The 22,638-nt window shown below is 69.3% G+C and carries 24 protein-coding genes; 11 read left to right on the top strand and 13 right to left on the bottom strand.

Features of this window, described 5'->3' with window-relative positions; translation table 11 throughout:
- Positions 1–28: 28 nt before the first annotated feature.
- Positions 29–2,119 carry a protein-disulfide reductase DsbD family protein gene (locus D0B54_RS20905; RefSeq protein ID WP_117293800.1) on the bottom strand — a complete coding sequence of 697 codons (2,091 nt, stop codon included), beginning with the start codon at positions 2,117–2,119 and terminating at the stop codon, positions 29–31.
- Positions 2,120–2,174: 55 nt separating this feature from the next.
- Here D0B54_RS20905 and D0B54_RS20900 point away from each other — a divergent pair, with 55 nt between their 5' ends.
- From D0B54_RS20900 to D0B54_RS20885, 4 genes are read left to right on the top strand one after another with little or no spacing between them, the layout of a single operon-like run.
- Complete coding sequence (locus tag D0B54_RS20900; protein ID WP_162932600.1) at positions 2,175–2,753, top strand: DUF2845 domain-containing protein; 579 nt, start codon at positions 2,175–2,177, stop codon at positions 2,751–2,753.
- 28 nt (positions 2,754–2,781) lie between these two features.
- A complete protein-coding gene (locus D0B54_RS20895) occupies positions 2,782–3,165 on the top strand; it encodes a DUF1499 domain-containing protein (RefSeq protein WP_162932599.1) in 384 nt (127 codons plus the stop codon).
- Between the two features lie 41 nt (positions 3,166–3,206).
- Positions 3,207–4,385 (top strand): saccharopine dehydrogenase family protein, encoded by a 1,179-nt coding sequence (locus D0B54_RS20890; RefSeq protein WP_117293794.1) that lies wholly within the window; start codon positions 3,207–3,209, stop codon positions 4,383–4,385.
- Positions 4,382–4,756, top strand: coding sequence for a DUF423 domain-containing protein (locus D0B54_RS20885; protein ID WP_117293793.1), 375 nt, complete (start codon positions 4,382–4,384; stop codon positions 4,754–4,756). Before D0B54_RS20890 ends, D0B54_RS20885 begins: the two co-directional genes overlap by 4 nt.
- 109 nt (positions 4,757–4,865) lie before the next feature.
- Here the strand turns inward: D0B54_RS20885 and D0B54_RS20880 are convergent, their stop codons facing one another.
- Complete coding sequence (locus D0B54_RS20880; protein WP_117293791.1) at positions 4,866–5,912, bottom strand: NAD(P)-dependent alcohol dehydrogenase; 1,047 nt, start codon at positions 5,910–5,912, stop codon at positions 4,866–4,868.
- An 88-nt stretch (positions 5,913–6,000) separates the two neighbouring features.
- Positions 6,001–7,257, bottom strand: a complete 1,257-nt coding sequence (locus D0B54_RS20875; protein ID WP_117293789.1) for a response regulator — start codon at positions 7,255–7,257, stop codon at positions 6,001–6,003.
- A 402-nt stretch (positions 7,258–7,659) separates the two neighbouring features.
- Here D0B54_RS20875 and D0B54_RS20870 point away from each other — a divergent pair, with 402 nt between their 5' ends.
- Together D0B54_RS20870 and D0B54_RS20865 are read left to right on the top strand one after the other, a co-directional pair.
- Positions 7,660–8,940 carry an RsmB/NOP family class I SAM-dependent RNA methyltransferase gene (locus D0B54_RS20870; protein ID WP_117293787.1) on the top strand — a complete coding sequence of 427 codons (1,281 nt, stop codon included), beginning with the start codon at positions 7,660–7,662 and terminating at the stop codon, positions 8,938–8,940.
- Between the two features lie 16 nt (positions 8,941–8,956).
- Positions 8,957–9,517: a hypothetical protein gene (locus D0B54_RS20865; protein WP_117293785.1), complete on the top strand. Its 561-nt coding sequence runs from the start codon at positions 8,957–8,959 to the stop codon at positions 9,515–9,517.
- Between the two features lie 137 nt (positions 9,518–9,654).
- Here the strand turns inward: D0B54_RS20865 and D0B54_RS20860 are convergent, their stop codons facing one another.
- A complete protein-coding gene (locus D0B54_RS20860; RefSeq protein WP_117293783.1) occupies positions 9,655–10,368 on the bottom strand; it encodes an alpha/beta fold hydrolase in 714 nt (237 codons plus the stop codon).
- Positions 10,369–10,520: 152 nt separating this feature from the next.
- Here D0B54_RS20860 and dusB point away from each other — a divergent pair, with 152 nt between their 5' ends.
- The gene (gene dusB, locus D0B54_RS20855) at positions 10,521–11,519 is read left to right on the top strand and encodes a tRNA dihydrouridine synthase DusB (protein WP_240433479.1); all 999 of its coding nucleotides are present in this window, start codon (positions 10,521–10,523) and stop codon (positions 11,517–11,519) included.
- Positions 11,519–12,514 (top strand): hydrolase, encoded by a 996-nt coding sequence (locus tag D0B54_RS20850; RefSeq protein ID WP_117293781.1) that lies wholly within the window; start codon positions 11,519–11,521, stop codon positions 12,512–12,514. The genes dusB and D0B54_RS20850 overlap by 1 nt, the downstream gene beginning before the upstream one ends.
- A 100-nt stretch (positions 12,515–12,614) precedes the next feature.
- Here D0B54_RS20850 and D0B54_RS20845 read toward each other — a convergent pair whose 3' ends face one another.
- Positions 12,615–13,025 carry an ATP-binding protein gene (locus tag D0B54_RS20845; protein WP_117293779.1) on the bottom strand — a complete coding sequence of 137 codons (411 nt, stop codon included), beginning with the start codon at positions 13,023–13,025 and terminating at the stop codon, positions 12,615–12,617.
- Positions 13,026–13,103: 78 nt separating this feature from the next.
- Between D0B54_RS20845 and D0B54_RS20840 the strand changes: the two genes are divergently transcribed.
- The 3 genes from D0B54_RS20840 (at position 13,104) to D0B54_RS20830 (ending at position 14,590) form a co-directional block, all read left to right on the top strand.
- Positions 13,104–13,541, top strand: a complete 438-nt coding sequence (locus D0B54_RS20840) for a FecR family protein (protein WP_117293777.1) — start codon at positions 13,104–13,106, stop codon at positions 13,539–13,541.
- On the top strand, positions 13,541–14,113 hold the full coding sequence (locus tag D0B54_RS20835) for an OmpA family protein (protein WP_117293775.1): 573 nt from the start codon (positions 13,541–13,543) through the stop codon (positions 14,111–14,113). The genes D0B54_RS20840 and D0B54_RS20835 overlap by 1 nt, the downstream gene beginning before the upstream one ends.
- A gap of 81 nt (positions 14,114–14,194) precedes the next feature.
- Complete coding sequence (locus tag D0B54_RS20830; RefSeq protein ID WP_117293773.1) at positions 14,195–14,590, top strand: MAPEG family protein; 396 nt, start codon at positions 14,195–14,197, stop codon at positions 14,588–14,590.
- Between the two features lie 31 nt (positions 14,591–14,621).
- Here the strand turns inward: D0B54_RS20830 and D0B54_RS20825 are convergent, their stop codons facing one another.
- From D0B54_RS20825 to D0B54_RS20790, 8 genes are read right to left on the bottom strand one after another with little or no spacing between them, the layout of a single operon-like run.
- A complete protein-coding gene (locus D0B54_RS20825) occupies positions 14,622–15,932 on the bottom strand; it encodes a hypothetical protein (RefSeq protein ID WP_117293771.1) in 1,311 nt (436 codons plus the stop codon).
- 60 nt (positions 15,933–15,992) lie between these two features.
- Positions 15,993–18,065: a CHASE2 domain-containing protein gene (locus D0B54_RS20820; RefSeq protein WP_117293769.1), complete on the bottom strand. Its 2,073-nt coding sequence runs from the start codon at positions 18,063–18,065 to the stop codon at positions 15,993–15,995.
- Positions 18,062–19,036: an MBL fold metallo-hydrolase gene (locus D0B54_RS20815; RefSeq protein WP_117293767.1), complete on the bottom strand. Its 975-nt coding sequence runs from the start codon at positions 19,034–19,036 to the stop codon at positions 18,062–18,064. The genes D0B54_RS20820 and D0B54_RS20815 overlap by 4 nt, the downstream gene beginning before the upstream one ends.
- Positions 19,033–19,386 carry an STAS domain-containing protein gene (locus tag D0B54_RS20810; RefSeq protein WP_117293765.1) on the bottom strand — a complete coding sequence of 118 codons (354 nt, stop codon included), beginning with the start codon at positions 19,384–19,386 and terminating at the stop codon, positions 19,033–19,035. The genes D0B54_RS20815 and D0B54_RS20810 overlap by 4 nt, the downstream gene beginning before the upstream one ends.
- Positions 19,387–19,415: 29 nt before the next feature.
- Positions 19,416–19,796 (bottom strand): lactoylglutathione lyase, encoded by a 381-nt coding sequence (gene gloA / locus D0B54_RS20805; RefSeq protein ID WP_117293763.1) that lies wholly within the window; start codon positions 19,794–19,796, stop codon positions 19,416–19,418.
- 10 nt (positions 19,797–19,806) lie between these two features.
- Positions 19,807–20,856, bottom strand: a complete 1,050-nt coding sequence (locus D0B54_RS20800; protein ID WP_117293761.1) for a saccharopine dehydrogenase family protein — start codon at positions 20,854–20,856, stop codon at positions 19,807–19,809.
- A 19-nt stretch (positions 20,857–20,875) separates the two neighbouring features.
- Complete coding sequence (locus D0B54_RS20795) at positions 20,876–21,622, bottom strand: SDR family oxidoreductase (RefSeq protein ID WP_117293759.1); 747 nt, start codon at positions 21,620–21,622, stop codon at positions 20,876–20,878.
- Positions 21,623–21,654: 32 nt separating this feature from the next.
- Positions 21,655–22,470, bottom strand: a complete 816-nt coding sequence (locus tag D0B54_RS20790; protein ID WP_117293757.1) for an SDR family oxidoreductase — start codon at positions 22,468–22,470, stop codon at positions 21,655–21,657.
- Between the last annotated feature and the right edge of the window lie 168 nt (positions 22,471–22,638).

Genomic DNA, 22,638 nt, shown 5'->3' with positions numbered 1-22,638 from the left:
ATCTCCTGCGGGACGGGGGGATTTGAAGTCACGGATTCAGCGCGTCGATCACGATCTGCGGCGTCAGCAGCTGCGGCAGCACCCTGGGCTCGCCGCCGTTGACGTAGACCAGGTACAGCGGCACGCCGGGTCGCTGGTGGCGCTCCAGCACGCGGGTGATCGCCGGATCGTTGCGCGTCCAGTCGGCCACCAGGAAACTGACACCGCGTTCGCGGAAGGCACTCTGCACCGCGTCGGTCTTCAGCGCGGCGCGCTCGTTGACCTTGCAGGTCAGGCACCAGTCGGCGGTGAAGTCGACGAAGATCGTGTGGCCCTGCGCGCGCAGGGCCGCCACCTTGTCCTCCGACCAGACTTCCGCCGAGGTGGCGCTGCTGGCCTGCGTCGCCGGGCCCGGCTCCAGCGCCGGCTGCCATAGCAGCCACAGCGCCAGCGCCAGCGCGCCCAGCTTGAGCGCCGCGGAGACCTTGCCGGGCCGCGACCACAGCCACACCGCCAGGGCCACCAGCACCAGGCCCACCAGCACCAGGCCCAGCGCATCCGGCCCGGCCTGGCGCGCCAGCACCCACAGCAGCCAGGCCACCGTCAGGTACAGCGGGAAGGCCATGGCCTGCTTGAAGGTTTCCATCCAGGCGCCGGGACGCGGCAGCCAGGCGGCCAGGCGCGGAAAGAAGCCCAGCAGCAGGAAGGGCAGGGCCAGGCCCAGGCCCAGCGCCGCAAACACCAGCAGGATCACGGCGCTGCCCTGGGTCATGGCGTAGCCCACGGCCGAGCCCATGAACGGCACCGTGCAGGGGCTGGCCACCACCACCGCCAGCACGCCGGTGAAGAAGGCGCCAGCGCTGCCGGACTTCTGCGTCAGGTTCTGGCCCGCGCCCATCCAGCTCGTGCCGAAATGCACCGCACCCGACAGCGACAGGCCCAGGGCCAGCAGCAAATAGGACAGCAGTCCGATGAAGGGCGGCGACTGCAGCTGGAAGCCCCAGCCGATGGCCTTGCCGCCGGCGCGCAGCATCAGCAGCAGCGCCGCCACCGCCAGGAAGGACACGATCACGCCGGCGGTATAGGCCAGCGCCTGCCGCCGTGCCTCGACATCGCTCTGGCCACGCGCCTGCATCACCGACAGTGCCTTGAGCGACAGCACCGGGAACACGCAGGGCATCAGGTTGAGGATCAGGCCGCCGAGCAGCGCGGAAGCCAGGACCAGCAGCAGCGAGGGCGGCGCCTGCGCCACCGGCGGCTCCTGCGGCAGCGCTACGACCGGCGCGGCCTTGGCGGGTACCGCCGCCACCGCGCCTGGCACCGCGCGCAGCTGGAAGGCTCGCGCCTTGCCGCCTTCGTGCAGCACCAGCACGCCGCGGATTTCCTTGGGCGCCTCGACGAAATAGCTGGACAGGCCCTGGCTCAGGCGCAGGCCGTTGTTGTCGTCCACGTCGATGCGCTGCGGCGCGGCGTGGTTGACCAGGTCATTGGCCTCGGGGAAGAACTCCACGCGGTCGGCATGCAGCTTCGCACCCTCGATGCCCAGCGTCACGCTGCCCTCGGCCACCGTGTAGTGCGCGCTCCAGTCGGGCGTGGCCAGCGGCAGTTCGGCGCGGGCCTTGGCAAAGGCCGCGGTCCAGGCCGGATCGGCCTTCAATAGTTCCTTGCCGACGACCGGCAGCTCCAGGCTCAGCGCCGCCTTGCCGGGGATGCAGACGTCCTTGCATACCAGCCACTTGGCCTCGGCCTGCAGCAGTGCCTTGTCGCCTCGGAAGTCGGGCCCCAGGGTGACCGGCACCAGGTGCAGGGTTTCCTCGCCGTAGCCGTAGTTGGTCAGGTCGCCCAGCGTGTGGGCATGCGGATAGGGCCACTCGATGGGGCCGGTCTCGACGCCGGCCGGCAGCGACCACTTGAGGCTGGTGGAGATGCCGGAATCGCCGGGGTTGAGCCAGTAGACATGCCAGCCCGGCTCCGGCTGCAGCCGCAGCGCCACCCAGTTCTGGTAGCCGCCCGCCGCCAGGCCGCCGTTTTCGGCGACCAGGTCGGCCTCCACGTGATCGACCTGCACCGGCGCGGCAAAGGGGGCGACCGCCGGGCACAGGGCCAGCAGGCAGGCGGCGACGAGACGGCGAGGGTTCATGCGGGGTCCGGGATGATGCGGTCTAATGACCATTACGGATGTCGGAGGTTCACGGATGAAGTCTATCTCCTGCCTGTTGCTGGCGTCCCTGCTCGTCTGGGCCATTCCGGCCATGGCCGCCGGCAAGCTGCGCTGCAACAACCGCCTGGTCGGCGAGGGCGACCGCGCCGCCGAACTGCTGGCCGCCTGCGGCGAGCCGGCCTACCGCGATGCCTGGGGTTACTCCCAGCCGGGCGGCAATATCCTGGCCGACACCGAGGAATGGACCTACAACTTCGGGCCGCATGAGCTGCTGCGGGTGGTGCGGGTGCGCAACGGCCGCGTCTACTCGATCGATTCGGATAGCTATGGCTTCTACGACGCGCCCGAGCGGCGCTGCGAGTCGACCGCACTAGTGCCGGGCCTGAGCAAATACCGCCTGCTGCAGATCTGCGGCGAGCCGCTGACGCGCAGGAGCTTCGGCCTGGTGCGGCCGCTGGATGCGCGCGGCCGCAGGGCGTACGCCAATGCTTACGAAACCGTTTATCGCGAGGAATGGGTTTACAATTTTGGCTCGCGCTACCTGATGCGTATCCTCAGGATCGAGAACGGGAGAATCGTGGATGTCGAGAACGGCGGTCGCGGCTACGATTAGCCTTTGTGTCCTGCTTTGCGCCTGCAGCATGGCCAAGCCGCAGCTGGCCAGTGTCGATGGCGAGCTGGCGCCCTGCCGGGCCTCGCGCTGCGTCAGCTCGCTGACGCAGGAACCGGCCTATCGCGTCGAACCGATCCGCTACGAGGGCTCGCGCGAATCGGCGCGGCTGGCATTGATGCGCATCCTCGCCGAGCTGCCCGGCGTGAAGATCGTGCTGCAGACCGAGGACTACGTCCACGCCGAGTTCACCAGTCCGGTGCTGCGCACGGTCGATGACCTGGAGCTGCAGTTTCCGCGCCGCGGCCAGATCGTGCACCTGCGCTCGGCCAGCCGCGTCGGCTACTACGATTTCGACGGCAACCGCGAGCGGGTGGAAGACCTGCGCGCGCGGTTCGAGGCGATGCAGCCATGACGGCAAAAACAAAAGCGAAAAGGAATTCCGCGGAGGAGACCATGGCCAAGAAGCGGCTCTACGACATCGTGCTGTTCGGCGCCACCGGTTTCACCGGCGGCCTCACCGCCGAGTACCTGGCGCGCAGCGGCGGCAAGCTGCGCTGGGCACTGGCCGGGCGCAATCCGCAAAAGCTCGAGGCCGTGCGCCAGCGCCTGGCGGCGATCAACCCCGCCTGCACGCAGCTGCCGCTGCTGATCGCCGACGTGGACGACAGCGACAGCCTGCAGCGCGTGGCCGAGGCCGCCAAGGTGGTGATCACCACGGTGGGCCCCTATATCCGCTACGGCGAGCCGCTGGTGGCCGCCTGCGCCGCCGCCGGCACCGACTATGTCGATCTCACCGGCGAACCCGAGTTCGTCGACCGCATGTGGCTGGGCTACCACGAGCAGGCGCGCAAGACCGGCGCGCGCATCGTCCATTGCTGCGGTTTCGACAGCATTCCCCACGACCTCGGCGTCTACTTCACCGTGCAGCAGCTGCCGGAGGAGTCGCCGATCCGCATCGAGGGCTTCGTGCGCGCCGGCGGCCAGTTCTCCGGCGGCACGCTGCACTCCGCCGTCACCGCCTTCTCGCGCCTGCGCCAGGGCGTCGATGCCAAGGTGCAGCGCCGCCGTCGCGAACAGTTCCCCTACGACCGCCGCATCGGATCGCTGCGGCCGCGCGTGCGCTTCCATGAAACGCTCGGCACCTGGGTGGTGCCGATGCCCACCATCGACCCGCAGGTGGTGCGCCGCTCCGCCGCCGGCATCGAGCGCTACGGCCCCGATTTCCGCTACGGCCACTACCTGCAGGTGCGCGAGTTCAGCGGCGTGGCCAAGCTGGTCGGCGGCGTTGCCGCCGTGCTGGCCGGCGCGCAGATTCCCTATACCCGCAGGAAGCTTCTGGAAATGCGCCACCCGGGAGAGGGGCCTACCGAAGAGCAGCGTGCCCGCGGCTGGTTCCGCGTCACCTTCCTCGGCCGCAGCGGCAGCCGCAGGGTGCGCTGCGAGGTCGCCGGCGGCGACCCGGGCTACGGCGAGACCAGCAAGATGCTGGCGGAGTCGGCGCTGTGCCTGGCCCAGGACAAGCTGCCCAAGACCGCCGGCGTGATCACGCCGGCCATCGCCATGGGCGACGCGCTGATCAAGCGGCTGCAGAAGAACGGCATCCAGTTCCGCGTGATGGAAACCCCGGCATGAGCGCGAAGCTCTGGCTGCTGCTCGGTTCGGTGTACGGTTTTCTGGCCGTGGGCCTGGGCGCCTTCGGCGCGCATGCGCTCAAGGCGAAGCTGACGCCGGACCTGCTGGCGGTGTGGCGCACGGCGGTGGAGTACCACTTCTACCACGCGCTGGCGTTGCTGGCCGTGGGCCTGCTGGCGCGGCAACTGCCGCCTTCCGGCGCGCTGACGGCGGCGGGCGTGTGTTTCGCGCTGGGCGTGCTGGTGTTTTCCGGCAGCCTCTACGCGCTGTCGCTGAGCGGCGTGCGCGTGCTCGGCGCGATCACGCCGATCGGCGGGCTGCTGTTCCTGGCCGGCTGGGCCTGCCTGGTGCGGGTGGCGCTGAAGAGCTGAACGGGCTGCTGCAACTTCTGATCGCAGGAGCGGCCGGTGGCCGCGATAGCCGGTAGATGCATCGCCGGAGGTCGCGGCCACCGGCCGCTCCTACGATTGGGCTGCGGCCTCAGCCCTCCAGCGACGCCATGTCGATCACGAAGCGATAACGCACGTCGGCGCGTTCCATGCGCTCGAAGGCTTCGTTGATCTGGTCCATGCGGATCATCTCGCAGTCCGGCAGGATGTTCCTGGCCGCGCAGAAATCGAGCAGCTCCTGCGTCTGCGCGATGCCGCCGATCAGCGAGCCGGCGATACGGCGCCGCCCGGTGATCGCTGGGACCATGTTGGTCTCCGGCATCGGGCCGAGCTGGCCGACCAGCACCAGCGTGCCGTCGATGTCGAGCAGCGGCAGGTAGGGGTTGAGGTCGTGCTTCACCGGCACCGTGTCGATGATCACGTCGAAGCTCGAGCGCGCCTTCTTCATGGCATCCGCGTCTGCCGACACCAGCAGGCGGTGGGCGCCCAGCGCCTTGGCGTCGGCCTCCTTGTCGGGGCTGCGGCTCATCACCGTCACGTCCGCGCCCAGGCCCGCGGCGAGCTTGACCGCCATGTGTCCCAGGCCGCCGAGGCCGACCACGCCCACGCGGCTGCCCGGGCCCACGCCCCAGTGGCGCAGCGGCGAGAAGGTGGTGATGCCGGCGCAGAGCAGCGGCCCGGTACGGGCCGGATCCAGGCCGGGCGGCACGCGCAGCACGAACTCCTCGCGTGTCACCAGGTGCTTGGAGTAACCGCCGAAGGTCGCCTCGCCGGTGATGCGGTCGCGGCCACCGTAGGTTCCGGTGTTGCCGGCACGGCAGTACTGCTCCTCCCCCTGGTTGCACTGGTCGCACTGCTGGCAGGAATCCACCATGCAGCCCACCGCCACCATGTCGCCGACCTTGTGGCGTTGCACCTCGTTGCCGACGCCGGTGACGCGGCCGACGATCTCGTGGCCCGGCATGACCGGGTAGCGGCTCCAGCCCCAGTCGTTGCGCGCCGCATGCAGGTCGGAATGGCAGATGCCGCAGTAGAGGACCTCCATCGCGACGTCGTTGGGCCGCAGCTCGCGGCGCTCGAAGCGCAGGGGAGCCAGCGGCGTGGTGGCGGACTGGGCGGCGTAGCCGATGGTTTTCATGGGGGCTCCGGGGTATTCGGGAGACGGGGAAACGCAGCAAGCGGGAACTCGCACCCCGCTTGCTGTCCCTCTGCTTTTTTGCGCGCGGCTATTTTCGGCCGAGCGCCTTCGAGATCGAATCCGCCAGCTGGTCCGCGATGCGCGCGGCGGCGGACATCACGGTGCGCTCGCTGGCGTTGTGGGCTTCCTCGGCGGCGACCGTACGGGCCTGCTCGATCACGGTTTCGATATGACGCGCCTGTTCTTCCTGGGCGCGCACCAGGCTGTCGATGCGGTCCTGCAGCTGCTGTTGCTGCTGCAGCATCTGCTGCTGCAGGTGATGCTGCTGGTCCTGCAGCAGGCGCTGCTGCTGCTGGGCCTGCTCCTGCAGCAAGGCGGCCATGCGTGCCTGCCATTCCTCGAAGCGCGCGTCGACGCGGGATTCCAGCGACTCCACGCGCAGCTGCAACTCGCGGATGCCTGCACGCGCCGCGGATTCCAGCAGCTCGCGGTCCTCGTCGGGGTCGCGCAGGCGCGATTCCACCACGGCGAGGTTGGCCTTGATCTCGGAGACCTGGTGGAACACGTCCTGCGTCAGCTTCTTCAGGCGCGTCTCGAGTTGCTCGCGCAGGGCGGACGGCAGAAGTTGCGGGTCGATGGCAGCCATTGCCGGAGCCGGAGCGGGTGCTGGGGCGGCCGGGGGCGCGGACCTCACCGGGGCAACAGGCGCGGCGACAGCCGGCGGCGGCACCGGGGCAACGGCGACCGGCGGCGGCGCTACCGGGGTGCGTGCGGGGGGCGGTGCCGGTGCCGGAGCAGCGGCCTGTGCAGCGGGGGGCGGCGCGGCGCTGGGTTCGTCGCCGCGGCCCAGGGTGTTGCGCAGCACGTTGAGCACGGCCTGGCCGATCGTCACGTCGGGCTCGCGCAGGCTGGTCACCTTGCCCGCGGCCGGCGCTGCGGCCGGCGTCTGCGGGTGAGCCAGCTTCAGGTCGGCGGCGAACTGCTGCAGGTTTTCCAGCACGCGGGTCAGCTGCTCGGGGCTGGGCGGCTTCTGCAGCACGTCGGAGGCGCCCTTGGCGCGCGCCTCGGCATTGAAGTCCACGCCCTCGTTGGAGGAGCAGATCACCACCGGGATGCCGACCGTGGCCGGGTCCCGCTTGATGTGCTGCAGGGCGGTGAAGCCGTCGGTGCCGGGCATGACGTGATCGAGGAAGATCACCTCCGGCTGGTGGTCCTTGAGGAAGGTATAAGCCTCCTCGGCGCTTTCCGCGGTGTCCACCTTGTAGGCATGATGTTCGAGATGCCGCCGCAGCGCGAAGCGCGCCGAGCGGGAGTCGTCCACGATCAATGCCGTCTTGTTAACCATATCCCCTCCATCAACGGTCTATGGAAGGGAATGTATCACCGCCGCTGCGGGTCGGCGTACAAAAGAAAAACGCGACAATCCGTGAAGATTGCCGCGCAGGTATTTCAATGCAGTGGGTAAATCGCTTACTTCTTCTTAGCAGCTTTCTTCGGTGCAGCCTTCTTAGCAGCCTTCTTAGCAGCCATGACAAGCCTCCAATTGCTAGAAAAAGTGGTCAGAAGCGCAAACCCTCCGTCTGCGGTCTACCACCCGTAGTGATAGTGTCAGCGGCATACACGGAACACAATACCTTGTGTCAAGTTGTGATTAATCATCCGACGAACGGTAGCTCGCCGCATTTTCGATATCTTGGTTCCACACGCGCCCGGTCCTCAACGCCGGCAAGGACTTAAGCCAAACCCCATGAGCCAGGTCGTCGATTCCACCGTTGCACCCGTTCCGGCCCTGCGCCGGGCGCAGTTGCTGTTGGCGCGCCAGGCCCTGGAGGCGATTCTTGCCGCCCAGCGCCCGGCCGACGCGATCCTGCAGGAGCTGTTCCGTGACAACCGCCAGTGCGGCTCGCGCGACCGTGCGCGCATCGGCGATCTGGTCTATGGCGTACTGCGCGACCTGCGCCGGCTGCGCGCGATCGCGCCGCAGGCCGATGCCGGCGCGCTCTGCGCCCTGCGCCTGCTCGATCTCGGCCAGGCTGGGGCGGAGACGCTGGCCGACTGGGGCATCGCGGCCGCGCCCGCGCTGGCGCAGCAGCTGGCGCAGTTCGACCCCGCCCATCTCAGCGCCGCGCAGCGCCACAACATGCCGGACGACTGCTACGCGCGGCTGCTGGCGCAGTACGGCGAGGACGAGGCCGCCGCGCTGGCACAGGCGCTCAACGGCCCGGCGCAGGTGGACCTGCGCGTCAACCGGCTCAAGAGCTACCGCGAGGGTGCGCAGCAGCGCCTGGCGGAAGAGGGCGTGGCCGCCGCGCCCACGCCGCGCTCGCCGCTGGGCCTGCGCCTGGCCGGCCGCACGCCGCTGCAGAACCTCGCCAGCTTCCGCGAGGGCTGGGTGGAGCCGCAGGACGAGGGCAGCCAGCTGATCGCGCTGCTGCTGGCGGCGCAGCCCGGCGAGACGGTGGTGGACTACTGCGCCGGCGCCGGCGGCAAGACCCTGGCGCTGGCGGCGCAGATGCAGGACCGCGGCGAGCTGCTGGCCTGCGACATCAGCCAGACGCGCCTGGAGCGCCTGTCGCCGCGCGTGCAGCGCGCCGGCCTGCGCTGCGTGAAGCTGCTGGCCCTGCCCGACGAAGGTGAAATGGCGCGCCGCGCCGGTCGCTGCGACGCCGTGCTGATCGACGCCCCCTGCTCGGCCACCGGTACCTGGCGCCGCAACCCGGAGTTGCGCCTGCGCGATCCCGACTTCGCCGCGCTGCAGAAACTGCAGCTGGAAATCCTTGCCGCCGCCGCCGTGCTGCCGCGTCCGGGCGGCCGGCTGGTCTATGCCACCTGCAGCCTGATGGCCGCGGAGAATGAAGAGGTGATCGGGCGCTTCCTGTCGGAGCACCCGGAATACGAACGCCAGGACGCCGGCGCGATCCTGCGCGCGGCGGGAGCGGCCTGGGACGAGCCGGAGCTGCGCATGCTGCCGCAGCGCCATGGCACCGACGGCTTCTACGCGGTGGCGATGCAGCGCCGCGCGCAGTAGCTTCTAGAGCTTATCCATGACCGCCCGCCGCCGCCTGCCCCAGACCGCCTTGCACCGCCATGTCCGGCGGCGCTGGCCGGACTTCGAACGGCGCATGCTCGAGCGCTACGGCCGCGGCTCGGGCCGGCCGATCCGCTTCACGCGCTGGCTGCCGATCCTGCTGCTGATCAGCATCAGCCTGTGGGGTTTCGCGCCGCCGTCCTTCATGCGGCATCTCACGCCCTGGGTCGGCGCCGCGGCGCTGGCCTGCGCCGGGCTCTACCTGGGGCGCGTGGTGCTGCTGATCGGGCATTTCTCGATGCGCCATGCCGAGCGCCTGGGCCCGGCGCTGCAGGCCTTGCGGCGCGCGCTCTACGGCATGATCGGCGTACTGCTCGGCACGCTGTCGGTGAGCGCCGGCTTCTTCTTCATGTCCACGCGCGTGCTGGCGCAGGAAGGCAACGGCGGCGAGCCGGGACTGCTGTGGGGCTTGACCATGGGCGGCATGGTGCTGTCGCTGTTCTTCGGCGAACTGGTGACGCGGCTGATCGAGGGCGTGGACGAGGCGTTCACGCGGGCGGCGAGCGACGACCGTTAGCTCCCTGTAGCCTGGTTTGCCGAAGGCAAGCCGGGGGGCGCACTTGCCAGCGTCATCCCGGCAACTGCTCCGTGCGTTGCCCTAACCTCGGGGGTCCATCCCCTCGCCGGCTTCGCTGCGCGAAGCCAGGCTACGGTTCAGCCCGCATCCTTGGCCATCCGCTCCGCGATCACCTTCAGCACCTGCGGGTTCAGCGGCAGCCCGAAGTGGCTGCCGCGCACTTCCACGTTCTCGATCTGCGCGCCTTCGGTTTCCACCGAGCACTGCCAGGCGACGATGCCGTCGCTCTTGGTATGGATCGCGGTGCAGGGCACCGGCGGGGCGGGAATGCGGCGGCGGAAGCCGTCCATGTCCGGCGCGCCGCGCATTTTCGGGTTCAGCAGCGCGAACAGCTTCACCAGGTTGTTGGCGTTGGGGTGGCCGTTGAAGGGGCTGCCCAGGGTGAAGACGCGGCGCACGAGTTGCGGCTGGTGGCGCGCCATCTCGCGCGCGAACACCCCGCCCAGGCTCCAGCCGATCAGCGTCACTTTCCGGCCGCGCTCCTGGTGCAGCGAGCGCAGGCTCTGGGACAGGCGGTCGCGGACCTGCGCGCGCATGCCCATGTTGCGGCCGCAGCCCCAGCCCACGGCTTCGTAGCCCAGGCGGGTGAGCGCGGTGCGCAGGGCGGCGGTATTGGCGTCGCTGGCGCCGAAGCCGGGGATCACCATCACCGGCTCGCCATGGCCGCGCGGCAGGCGGCGTTCGCCCAGGCCGCGCAGGAAGTACTGTGCCATCTCGGCGCCGACACGCAGTTCGGACAGCAGCAGGAACAGGGAGGGCGAGGGGACGTCGGCGGAGTCTTGGCGGGCCATGGCAGCGGGGTCGTTTCGGGTTGCGCAGATCGTACACGCTGGCGCCATGGCGGTCCCCGCCCGGTTTGCGGAATCCGGCCCGGGCGGCAACCGCAGGTCCTTGATTCCAGGGGAAGTCCCGAGCCGGAAATGCCAGCGGCTACAATAGGGCCGTGGATAATCCCAGGTTCCTCCAGATCGGCGGTTACCGGATCGACCCGCCCGTGGTGCTCGCGCCCATGGCCGGCGTCACCGACCGCCCCTTCCGCCAGCTGTGCAAGCGGCTCGGCGCGGGCTTGGCCGTGTCCGAGATGACCACCTCCGACGCCAGCCTCTGGCATACCGAGAAGTCGCGCCTGCGCCGCGACCATGCCGGCGAGCCGGGGCCCATCACCGTGCAGATCGCCGGCTACGACCCGCAGCAGATGGCCGAGGCCGCGCGCGTCAACGTTGGCCACGGCGCACAGATCATCGACATCAACATGGGCTGCCCGGCCAAGAAGGTCTGCAAGGTCGACTCCGGCTCGGCGCTGATGCGCGACGAGATGCTGGTGGCGCGCATCTGCGCCGCCGTAGTCGCTGCGGTGAACGTGCCGGTGACGCTGAAGATCCGCACCGGCTGGGCGCGCGCGCACCGCAACGGCCCGGTCATCGCGCGCATTGCCGAGGACAGCGGCATCCAGTCGCTGGTGGTGCATGGCCGCACGCGCGAGGACCAGTACGAGGGTCATGCCGAGTACGACACCCTCGCCGCGATCAAGCAGGCGCTGCGCATCCCGGTGATCGCCAACGGTGACATCGACTCGCCGGAGAAGGCGAAGTTCGTGCTCGACCATACCGGCTGCGACGCCGTGATGGTCGGCCGCGCCGCGCAGGGCCGGCCCTGGATCTTCCGCGAGATCGCCCACTATCTCGCCAAGGGAGAAAAGCTGCCGCCGGCGACGCGCTTCGAGCAGCGCCACTGGCTGCTGGAACATCTCGATGCGCTCTACAATTTCTACGGCGAAGGCCGCGGCGTGCGCGTGGCGCGCAAGCATATCCAGTGGTACTGCCAGGCCGAGCCGGGTGCGGCGGCGTTCTGGCAGGCCGTCAACCGCATTCTCGACGTCGATGAGCAGCGCCGCTGCGTCGACGAATTCCTGAGCCAGCCGGCATTGTCCGAGGTCGCCTGATGTCCAATGATGTGTCCGCCGCCCCCCACGGCCGCGTCATCCATAGCCAGTTCCGTCCCCATCCGCTGCTGCGCAACCCGCACCTGCAGACCCTGGGGCCCTTCCTGCTGCGCAGCCCGCCGGAAATCCCGCTGCGCGTCGAGCGCATGGAGACGCCCGACGGCGACTTCATCGACGTCGGCTGGAGCGGCGAGCAGAACGCCGGCGCACCCATCGCGGTGCTGATCCACGGCCTCACCGGCGGCTTCCAGTCCAAGTACCTGCGCGGCCTGACGCAGCGCCTGACGCTGCAGGGCTGGCGCATCGCGATCCTGCTGCTGCGCGGTGCCGGCGAGCCCAACCGCACGCATCGCCTCTACAACCACGGCGACACCGCCGACCTGCGCTGGCTGTGGCAGCAGCTGCATGCGCGCGAGCAGGTGAAGATGGTGTCGGTGGGCTGGTCGCTGGGCGGCAACGTGCTGCTCAAGGCCATGAGCGAGGAGGGTGATGCCGCATTGCCGGAGCGCGCCGTCGCCGCCAGCGTGCCTTTCCGCCTGCACGAATGCGCCGACCGCCTGCGCCGCGGCTTCTCGCGCATCTACCAGCAGCGCATGCTGGGCGACCTCAAGACCATGCTGCGGCTCAAGCACCGGAAGGTGCCGGTGCCGCCGGGTGTCAACCTGCCGGCGACGCTGCGTGCCAAGGACTTCTTCGAGTTCGACGAGTTCTACACCGCGCCGCTCAACGGCTACCGCGACGCGCAGGACTACTACCAGCGCGCGTCCTGTGGGCAGTACCTGGGCCTGATCCGCCGCCAGACCCTGGTGGTCAATTCACTGGATGATCCCTTCATGACGCCCGACATCGTGCCGCGCGAAAGCCAGCTGGCGCCGCAGGTGACGCTGGAGCTGGCGCATACCGGCGGCCACGTCGGCTTCATCGCCGCGGGCGCAGGCGGGCGCATGGAGTACTGGCTGGAAGCGCGGATTGCGGACTGGCTGGGGCAGGCCTGAGCCCATGGGCTTTTGTAGGAGCGGCTGTCAGCCGCGAGCGCCGGTGATCATGATGGCCGGCCATCGCGGCTGACAGCCGCTCCTACGGGTGTTCGCAGCTTCAGCCACCCCGCGCCAGCTCCACCCACACGCAATTGCGCCCCTCGCGCCGCTCATAGCCCACGGCCTCGGCCATTCCGTCGATCAGCACCAGCCCCAGCCGGCCCACCGGCCGGTCCGGTACCGGCTGGTCCAGCTGGCCGTGGTCCAGGCGCGCGAAGGGATCGTATTCCGGGCCGCTGTCCCGGTAGTCCAGGCGCAGGCCCTGATCGCCGCAGGCCAGCACCAGATCCACCGGGCTGCCGGGCGGGCAGTGGCGCAGGGAATTCGTGAACAGTTCCTCCACGATCAGGCGCAATTTCAGCGACAGTTCCCCCGGCAGCCGCAGATCGCGGCCGCAGGACTCGGCAAAGTCCAGGGCGCTGGCCAGCGCCTGTTCCTGTGCCGGAAACCTCCGCTTGATCTCGGCCATCGGCTCCTGTCGGATCGGGAGAACCGGGTCTATTATTGGCCCTGGCCGCCGCACAGGCCAGCAGGGAAGGGGAAACCAATGGGCATTCGCAAATTGATCGTCGCGGCCAGCCTTGCGCTGCCGCTGCTGGCCGCCGCCGCGCCGCAGTCCGCTGGCATGTTCAAGCGCGTCGAGGGCGAGGTGAAGGTGCAGCGCGGCGAGCAGCAGCTGCCCGCCAGCGTCGGCATGCCGCTCTACGCCGCCGATACCGTGCTCACCGGCCGTGACGGTGCCGCCGGCATCACCTTCGACGACAACACCCTGATGTCGCTGGGCCCCTCGGCGAAGTTCGTGATCGACCGCTTCCAGTTCAACAGCACCACGCATGACGGCGCCTTCGAGTCCACCCTCAGGAAGGGTCGCCTCGCCGTGGTCTCCGGCAAGATCGCCAAGCACCAGCAGGACGCCATGAAGGTTCGCACGCCCTCCTCGGTGCTGGGCGTGCGCGGCACCGAGTTCATCGTGGAAGCCGAGTGATGCGCGCCCTGCTCCTGCTGTCGCTGCTGCTCGCCGGCTGCGCCAGCGAGCGCGTCATCCTGCTGCCGGACGCCCAGGGCAAGGTCGGCAAGATCCTGGTCAGCCGCGGCAGCGACCAGGCCCTGCTCGACAGCGCCTACGGCACGGCCGAGATCGGCAGCCTGTCGCTGGAGGCGAAACCCGGCGAAGCCGAAAAGCTGCGTGAGCAGTACCGCGCCCAGCTCGACGGCCTGCCGCCGCGGCCCTTGTCCTACATCCTCTACTTCCTCGACGACTCCGACGACCTCACCGCCGACTCCGCGAAGCAAGCGCCCGCGATCCTGGCGGAAATCTCCGCCCGTCCCGCCGCCGAGCTGGTGGTCATCGGCCACACCGACCGCATGGGTAGCCAGACCTATAACGACTTGCTCTCGCTGCAGCGCGCGAAAGCCATCCGCGACCAGCTCATCGCCCTGGGCTTCGACGAATCGCGCCTGCGCTACGCCGGCCGCGGCGAGCGCGAGCCGCTGGTGACTACCGCCGATGAAGTCAGCGAGGCCAGGAACCGGCGCGTCGAGATCAACGTCCGCTGAAGGATGAAAGCAAGATTCTCCGTTCGCCCTGAGCTTGTCGAAGGGTGAACGCCCGGACCCAGGCAACGCACAAGACTTCCCATGACCCACTACTGGTTCATCCTCTACGTCGCTCTCAACGCCCTCATCGTCACCCTGCTGGCGCTGAACGTCTCGCGCAACCGCATCAGGCATCGTATTTCCAACGGCGACGGCGGCAAGCTCGAGATGAAGGCCGCCATCCGCGCGCATGGCAACGCCGTGGAGCATGTGACGGTGTTTGGCTTGGTGGTGCTGGCGCTGGAGTTCGCCAGTGCCTCGGCGACGGTGCTCGGGGCCTTGGTTCTGGCCTTCACCGTTTCGCGGTTGATGCACGCGGCGAGCATGCTGACTTCGGCTTTCAATCTGCGGCGTGCCGCGGCTGGGTTGACTTACCTGGCGGAAGTGCTGGGTTGTCTGTGGCTGGTGGTGGCCTTGCTGGGCCTGTGCTTCGCCTAAGGCGCCTACTGCTGGTGCTCACCCTTACAGGCTACCGCCCCTGGTAAAGGCGCACCCGCGCGCCGGCGCCGCTGCTCCAGCCCACGGCGAACACACCGGTGGCGGATACCGAAACCACCGCGGGGCGGTCGCCGTAGACGATGTAGTCGCTGACCACGAAACTCGGAGCCCGTGGCATGCCCTCGCGGCTGAAGCGCCGTGCGAGGAGAGTGGTCTGCCCGAAGTAGCGCTTGATCCAGGCGACCAGCACCTCGCCCTGCGGATCGACGGCCAGGCTGACGCCGTTGATCTCCCCCGGCAAGCCGCTGTCATCCAGCGTTACCGCGTCGCCGAGCGGCCGGTTGGAGCGGTCGTAGGCCACGAACTGCGGGACATAGCGGTCGGCGAACGCGTACACCCTGCCGTCGTCGCCGAGGGCCATGGGCCAGAGAATGGCTCTTTTCTGCGAGTAGACGGTTTTCGACAGGCCGCTGCCGGTGCCGCTCGGCGAGAAGCGCTGGAAGCGCGTGCTCGTGGTGAGCTCGCCCTGGTTGGTGGACCAGTTGGCGATGAACTCACCAGAGCGGTTCATGGCCGGCACCCCGCCGATGACCCGGCCATCGGCCTGCATGGGGGAGGCAAGATCGGGGCTGAAGGCGAGTTGGCGCGGTTCGCGCAGCGGCACGCCGTCCGGCGAGTACGGCCGTGCATACACGGCCGAAGGCCCCAGGTTCAGTGGCGTGCGGCAGCACAGCAGGGCGAGCAGCGGGGTGAGGTTCAGGTCCTGCACCAGGCCGCCGACCGGGCCCGCCATCACCTGATCGAGCAAGGGCGCCACGACATGATCGAGCGTGAGGTCCGAGTACTTGCCCCAGCCGAGCACGAAGTCGCCGCGTGCGTTGACGGCCACCGACGGACAGAGCGCGCCGAAGGCCTTGAGCGGGAAGCTGTCCATCCGGAACGGGCCGGCGCGGCTGTTGCCGTCCGGCCAATAGACCTGTGCCAGGGGCGCGATGCCCTGCCCATCCTGGACTACCGTCGTTCGCACCACGCCGCCGGCACCATCCAGGGCGTATTCGCAGCCGCTGTCGACGATTTTCGTGAACAGGTCTTGCCCGTCCGCGCCGATCCGCCGCAGTTCGGTCGGGTCTCCGCCGTGCGGCGTGACGACGGCAAGCAGCTGCCCGTCGTCGCTCCAGCGCATCGCGCGCAACCACTCGAAGTACGTTCCGGTTCCGCCGAGCGTGAATTCCGGACCGAGCGGATCGCCGGCGGCGGCCCCGGCAGCCGTCGGTGCCAGCGCGCCGAGTGAGAGCAGTACCAGGCTCCAGCGCGCAGCCAGTCGTCTCAGAAATCCATCCATGATTCCTCCCCGTGCCACTGCCGCCCGCGCCGTGGGTATGAGTCCGGCGCCGCCGCCAGTCTAGCCGTGCCACCTCAGCAACAACAGCGCCGCATCGTCCGCGGCCTCCGCCCCTCCAACGAAAGCCGCCACATCCTGCTCCAAACTCTGCGCGACTTCCTCCAGCGGCTGTGAACCCGTCTTGCCCAGCGCCGCCAGCAGCCGCCCCGAGCCATACAGCTCACCTTTCGCGTCATGTGCCTCGGTCACGCCATCCGTGACCATGCACAGCAAGTCGCCCTTCCGCAGCTGCAGCGTCTCCACCGGGTAGCGGAACCCGTCGATCACGCAGAGCGGCGGGCCACCCTGGCCTTCGAGGCGGCGCGGGGCTTCGCCGGCGCGCAGAAGATAGGGTGGGTCGTGACCGGCGCTGCACCAGCGCAACTCGCCGCTGGCAAGATCCAGCATGCCGGCGACCAGGGTGACGAAGAGCTGCTCGGGATTGTCCGCGGCGATGGCGCCGCCGGTGTCGCCCAGCAACTCGCCGGGATTGTCCTGGCCGCCCAGGGCGAGGCCCTTGGTCAGTGCCTTGGTCAGGGCCATGAACAGGCTGGCGGGCAATCCTTTCCCAGACACGTCGCCGATCAGGAACAGCAGGCGGGTTGCATCCAGCAGGAAGAAGTCATAGAGGTCGCCGCCCACCATGCGCGCGGGCTGCATGCGTGCGGCGATCTCGACGCGGCGCTCCTGGCCCAGGGCCTCGGAAGGTTGCGGCAGCATGCCCATCTGGATGCGGCGCGCGGCATCCAGCTCGCCCTCCAGGCGTGCCTGCGACTCGCGGCTCGCGGCCAGGTCCTCGCGCAGGCGGCGGCGCTGCAGCTGCGTCTCGGCCAACGCGATACCCGACAGGGTGGCGAACACCACGGCGGTGCCGAGCAGGGGGTTGGCGATGTCCAGCAGCCAGCCGGCCCATTGGAAGGCCGCGGCGGAGCCGGCCAGGGCGGCGATGCCCAGTGCCGTGTAGAGATTGACGCTCTGCGCCGGCCCCAGGCGCGGCACCAGGGCGATGCCGAAGGCGGCGAGCAGGGCCAGCAGCAGCCATTCGAGGCGCTCCATCCACCAGGGCCGCAGCAGCAGGCGGCCGTCGATGGCGTTGTCCAGGGCCTCGGCGTGCACCTCGATGCCGGGCATGCGCCCCAGCGCGGTGTCGGCGGTGTCGAGCAGGCCCAGCGCGGTATAGCCCAGCATGACGATGCGGCCGCTGAACAGGTCGGAAGGGATGCTGCCGTTGAGCACGTCGACGGCAGAGATATGCGGCCGCAGCTTCCAGTCGGAGTAGTGCAGCGGCCAGCTGCCGTCGGGCATCGTCGGGATGCTCAGCTCGCCGACGCTTACCGTACGCAGGCCGTGCGCATCGAGTTGCGCGCGGATCATCGGGTCGCCGCTGGCCACGCGCAGGGTTTCCAGCGCCAGGCCCGGGGTCAGTTCCTTGCCCAGGGTCACCAGGGTCGGCACGCGCCGCACCAGGCCCTCGTCGGCGGCGCGGTTGAGCACGCCGTGCCCGGCCGCTGCGGCGTCGATGGCTTCCAGGCTGCGCAGGGTCGCGACATAGGCGGGGACATGGCCGGCGGCATCGCCGCCGCTCTGCAGGATGGCGCTGCGGTAGGGCGCGCCCTGCGGCACGCCGGAATCCTCGGCCAGGGCGCCGACGCCGAGCACCACCGGCAGTTCGCGCAGCGCCGCCGCCAAAAGCGCATCGGAGTCGGGCAGGCGCTGCAGCGTGGCGGCGTCCAGGCCCAGGCCGCTGGCAAGGCGCTGTGGCGACAGGCGGTCGGGCTCGGCGAACAGCACGTCGATGCCCAGCGCCGCCGGGCGCTGCGTGGCGATCTGCAGGATCAGGTGCGCCAGCTGCGTGCGCGGCCAGGGCCACTGGCCCAGCTCGGCGAGGCTGCGCTCGTCGATGGCCACCACCACCACACCATCGTTGACGCGCTCGCGCGGCATGAAGCGCTGGTAGTAGTCGAACAGGCCGTTGCGCAGCGTGCGCTCCGGGCGCAGGTCGCTGACGGCGAGCAGGGCGACGAGGATCGCGGCGACCAGGGTCCCGGCGATCCGTCCATGCGCGAGCAGCAGCCAGCTCGCGCGTTGCCTCACGCCTCCAGTTCCAGGCTGTCGTAGGCGGCGATGACGCGCAGCGGCGGGCGGCCCTCGCGGGTGATTTCTTCCAGGCGCCGCGTGTCGGCCTCGATCGCGGCGATGCGCTCGTCGCCGAACACCGGCTCGTGGTGGAACAGCACCAGGGTTCTCACGCCGGCCAGCTGGCACAGCTCCACGCCGGTGACGTTGTTGGAATGGCCCCAGTCCTCCTTGACCGACACCGAGTCGGCCAGCGAGTACATGGCGTCGAACACCACCACGTCGGCCGCGCGGAAGAAGTCGACGAAGGTCTCGGTGTCCTCGACGTTGTCGAGCTTGTGCTCGGAGTCGGTGGAGTAGACCACGCTGCGGTCGTCACGCTCGAAGCGGTAGCCATAGGAGTCGCCGCCGTGCAGCTGGCGCTTGGCCTGCACGCGGTAGCCGGCGATGTCGTAGACCTGGCCCGGCTCCAGGCGCACGAACTCGATCTGCGAGGGCAGGTCGTCGAACTCCACGGGAAAGGACGGTGCGCCATGCTGGCGGCGGAAGGCCTGCTCCAGTTCGGCGTGGCAGCCGTAGATGCGGATGCGGTTGCCCGGGATGTAGGCCGGCCCGAACAGCGGGAAGCCCATGATGTGGTCCCAGTGCAGGTGCGACATGAACACGTGGAAGCTGTTGGGCACGCCGGCACCGTGGCGCGCCAGCACGGCGTTTCCGAAAGTGCGTGCGCCGCTGCCGAAGTCGCAGAGCAGGTACTCGTGGGCGGCCTTGCCCGGCGCGGCGGACTCGATCTCGACGCAGCTGCTGTGGCCGCCGTAGGTCTGCGCCAGGGCGAAGGGCAGGGCGTCCACCCAGGCCTGCGCCGCGGCCGGCGAGTCGAAGCGCTGCCCCTGCGCCTGCAGCGCCACCTGGGCCATGCGCTGGCGCAGCTGCGCAGCGGTGAGCGCCACCGGCAGCGAGCCGCGCGTGCCCCAGAAGCGCAGCTTCACGGCGGCGGCGCCAGGGCGGCCTGGGCCTCGGCGACGCTGGCATGCAGCGGGAACACCAGGTGGAAGCGGCTGATCTCGATGATCTCGCGTACCACCGGCCGCGGCGCCGCCAGCACGATGCGGCCGCCCTGGGGGCCGACCTGCTTGGCCGCCAGCATCAGCACGCGCAGGCCGGCACTGCTGATGTAGTCCAGGCCGGCGAGGTCGAAGATCAGCTGGCAGCCGCCGCTGCGGCAGGTCTGCAACTCGGGTTCCAGCGCCTGGGAAAATTCCTGCGCATTGAAATGATCAATGCGTCCCGCGAGGTGCAGGACCACCCTGTCGGCCTGGCGTTGGGGCTTCAGTTCCACGGGTGCTTCCCCTGGATGGAGTCTTGAGGCTACACCTTACGCTGGATGAACTCGATCTTGTAGCCGTCCGGGTCCTCGACGAAGGCGATCACGGTCGTGCCGTGCTTCATCGGGCCGGCCTCGCGGGTGACCCGGCCGCCACGCGCCTTGACCCGCTCGCAGGCGGCGTAGGCATCCGGCACCTGCACGGCGACATGGCCGTAGCCGCTGCCGATGTCGTACTTCTCGACGCCCCAGTTATGGGTCAGTTCGATCTCGGCGCCGCCGTCGTCGAAGCCGACGAAGGCCAGGGTGAACTTGCCGTCCGGGTAGTCCTTGCGGCTCAGCAGCTTCATGTCGAGCACGCCGGTGTAGAAGGCAATGGCGCGGTCGAGGTCGCCGACGCGCAGCATGGTGTGGAGGATTTTCATGGGGCCTGCCTTATTCGATGGTGAGCGGGCCGGAACCCGGCAGGCGCGTGACCAGGTCGGCGCCGACCAGCTTCGAGGGGGTGTAGCTGCCGCCGGCCGGCTTGTAGCCCAGCAGGTGGTCGACCACCGCCAGCGAGCCGCTGATGGTCAGGCTGTAGCCGTTGGCGGTGCGGATGCGCGCGGTCTTCTTCTGGCCCTTGGCGTTGGTGGCTTCGCCCCAGACGCAGGTCTGCAGCTTGTCGCGCGTGGCCTGGTCCGGCCCCTTCACGGTCTTGCCGATGCGCTTCTTGAGGAACTCCTGCACCGGCTTGAAGCCCAGCAGCGGGCGGATGTAGTTGGCGCGCCTGGCATTGGCGATCAGCTTCGGCGAACCCGGGATGTAGACCTCGATGTCGGGGATGCCGGTGCTGTGGAAGGCGGTGGAGACATCGCCCCAGGGGATCGTCATGGCCGGCTTCACGCCGTCGCCGAAGTCGATCTCGCGCACGCGCCAGGCCAGCGGCACCGTCGTGATCTTGCCGTTCTTGCGTACCTTGCCGCCCTGTGCCAGACCCTCCACCGAGGTCTTGGCGGTGCCCGGCGAGAAGCCCGAGCGCGAGTCGAAGCCCAGAGCCAGGCGCGTGGCGTCGGGCAGCGCGGCCTTGAGCGCGGCGGCGACGCAGTCGGTGGGAATCACGTCGAAGCCGACGCCGGGGCAGAGCACCACGCCCGCCTTCTGGGCGCGCGAGTTGAGCGACTGCGCATGCTCGAACACGCCGATCTCGCCGGTGATGTCGAGGTAGTGCGCCCTGGCCAGCAGGCAGGCTTCCATCATGGGTGCCGCGGTGGCGGAGAAGGGGCCGGCGCAGTGCAGCACCAGCGACATGCCGGCGAGCTGCTTTGCGACCGCGCCGCTGTCGTCCAGGCCGAACACGCGGGTCTCCAGGCCCAGTTCCTTGCCCAGTGCCTCGATACGTTCGCGGCTGCGGCCGGCCAGCACCGGCTTCTGGCCGCGTCCGGCGGCCTCGCGTGCAATCAGTTCGCCGGTGTAGCCGTTGGCGCCGTAGATCATCCAGCTCATGGTCGTTCTCCGTTCGCGCTCAAGCCATCTTCGACACTGCCGACAGCGGCAGTCGCTTCATCAGGAAGCCCAGCGGTCCCCAGGGCCAGCGCGGCACCGAGGCCTCCGCCGGCTCGCGCTCGATTGCCGCCACCAGGGCGCGGCAGCCGGTCTCGGTGTCGACCATGAACGGCGTGTTCTTCACCTTCTCGTTGATCTCCGAGCGGATGTAGCCCGGGAAGATCGTGCTGACCTTGATCGGCGTGCGCAGCAGGTCGGCGCGGATGCCCTCGGTCAGCGACGCCACGGCGGCCTTGCTGGCGGCATAGGTGGTGAGGTTGCGCGGCATGCCGCGCAGGGCGCTCATGGAGGAGATCATCACCAGGTGGCCGGCGTTCTGCGCGCGGAAGATCTCCACCGCCGCCTCGCACTGCGCCAGCGCCGCGACGAAGTTGGTTTCGGCGGTCTTGCGGTTGGCGTGGAAGTAGCCGGTGCCGATCGGCTGGCCCTTGCCGATGCCGGCGTTGACGATCACGCGGTCGAGCCCGCCGAATTCCTCGCGGAAGGCCTTGAACACCTCGAACACCTGCTCGTACTGGTTCACGTCGAGCGCGCGGATCGACACGCGCAGGCCCGGGTGCGCGGCCAGCAGCTCGGCCTTCAACTCCTCCAGGCGCTCGCTGCGGCGCGCGCAGAGCGCGAGGTTGCGGCCCTGCTTGGCGAACTCCCGCGCCATGCCGCGGCCCAGGCCCGACGAGGCCCCGGTGATGAGTATGGTCTTGCGCATGTGCTGCTCCCCCTTGAGTTTCGTTCTTTTGTTCAGCCGGCGCGACGAGGCGCCATCATGCGGCCCGCTTCGCGCCGCACGGCAGCGGAGAAGGCGCGCCAGGGCAGCAGGCGCTTGGCCATCCAGGCGACGTAGCCGCGGCGGTGCGTGACGATGCGGAAGCGGCCCTGCGCCACGCCATCGAACACCTGCTCGGCGATCTCCTCGGCGCTGACGCGGGCGCGCGTCACCAGCTTGCGCGTCAGCGCCGCCACCTGGTCGTCGCTGGCGCGCAGCGAGTCGGCCAGGTTGGTGCGGAAGAAGTCCGGGCAGACCACCGACACTCCGATGCGGTCCTGCGCCAGTTCCACCGCCAGCACTTCGGAGAGCGCCACCACCGCCGCCTTGGTGGCGCAGTAGGCCGCCATCTTCGGCGGGTGGATCAGGCCGGCCATGGACGCGACGTTGATGAAGTAGCCGCCGCCCTGCGCGCGGAACAGCGGCGTGAACACCTTGCAGCCGCGCGCCACGCCCAGCAGGTTGATGTCGGTGATCCACTCCCAGTCGCGCATCGGCAACTCGGCGATACCGCCGGCCACGGCCACGCCGGCGTTGTTCACCACCACGTCGATGCCGCCCCAGTGGTACTGCAGCCAGTCGGCGGCCGCCTGCAGGTCGGCCTCGCGCCGCACGTCGCAGTTCAGGTAGTGGCCGCCGCCGCCGTACTGCGCCAGGGCCGCCACGGTCTCGGCGCCTTTGACGGAGTCGATGTCGGCCACGCACACGCGCCAGCCCTCGCGGGCATAGCGTTCGGCCAGGGCGCGGCCGAGCCCGGAGGCGCCGCCGGTGATGAAGATGCGCTGCTGCATGAAGGTTTTCCTAGGACGGATCGGACAGGGACTACAGTGATAGTAGACGGCTGCGTCGCTGCTGTGGATGGCAATGCTGACAGACCGTGCAAAAAGCGACAGGTTCATGATTTTGTAAGAAAAATGCGCTTGCTGAAGGTTTGCTGCACTGCGACAATGCTGCACCGC

It is taken from the genome of Solimonas sp. K1W22B-7, assembly GCF_003428335.1.
Lineage (GTDB): Bacteria > Pseudomonadota > Gammaproteobacteria > Nevskiales > Nevskiaceae > Solimonas_A.
Note: the sequence above shows the minus strand (reverse complement) of the source record. Positions and strands in the feature narration are given on the sequence as shown.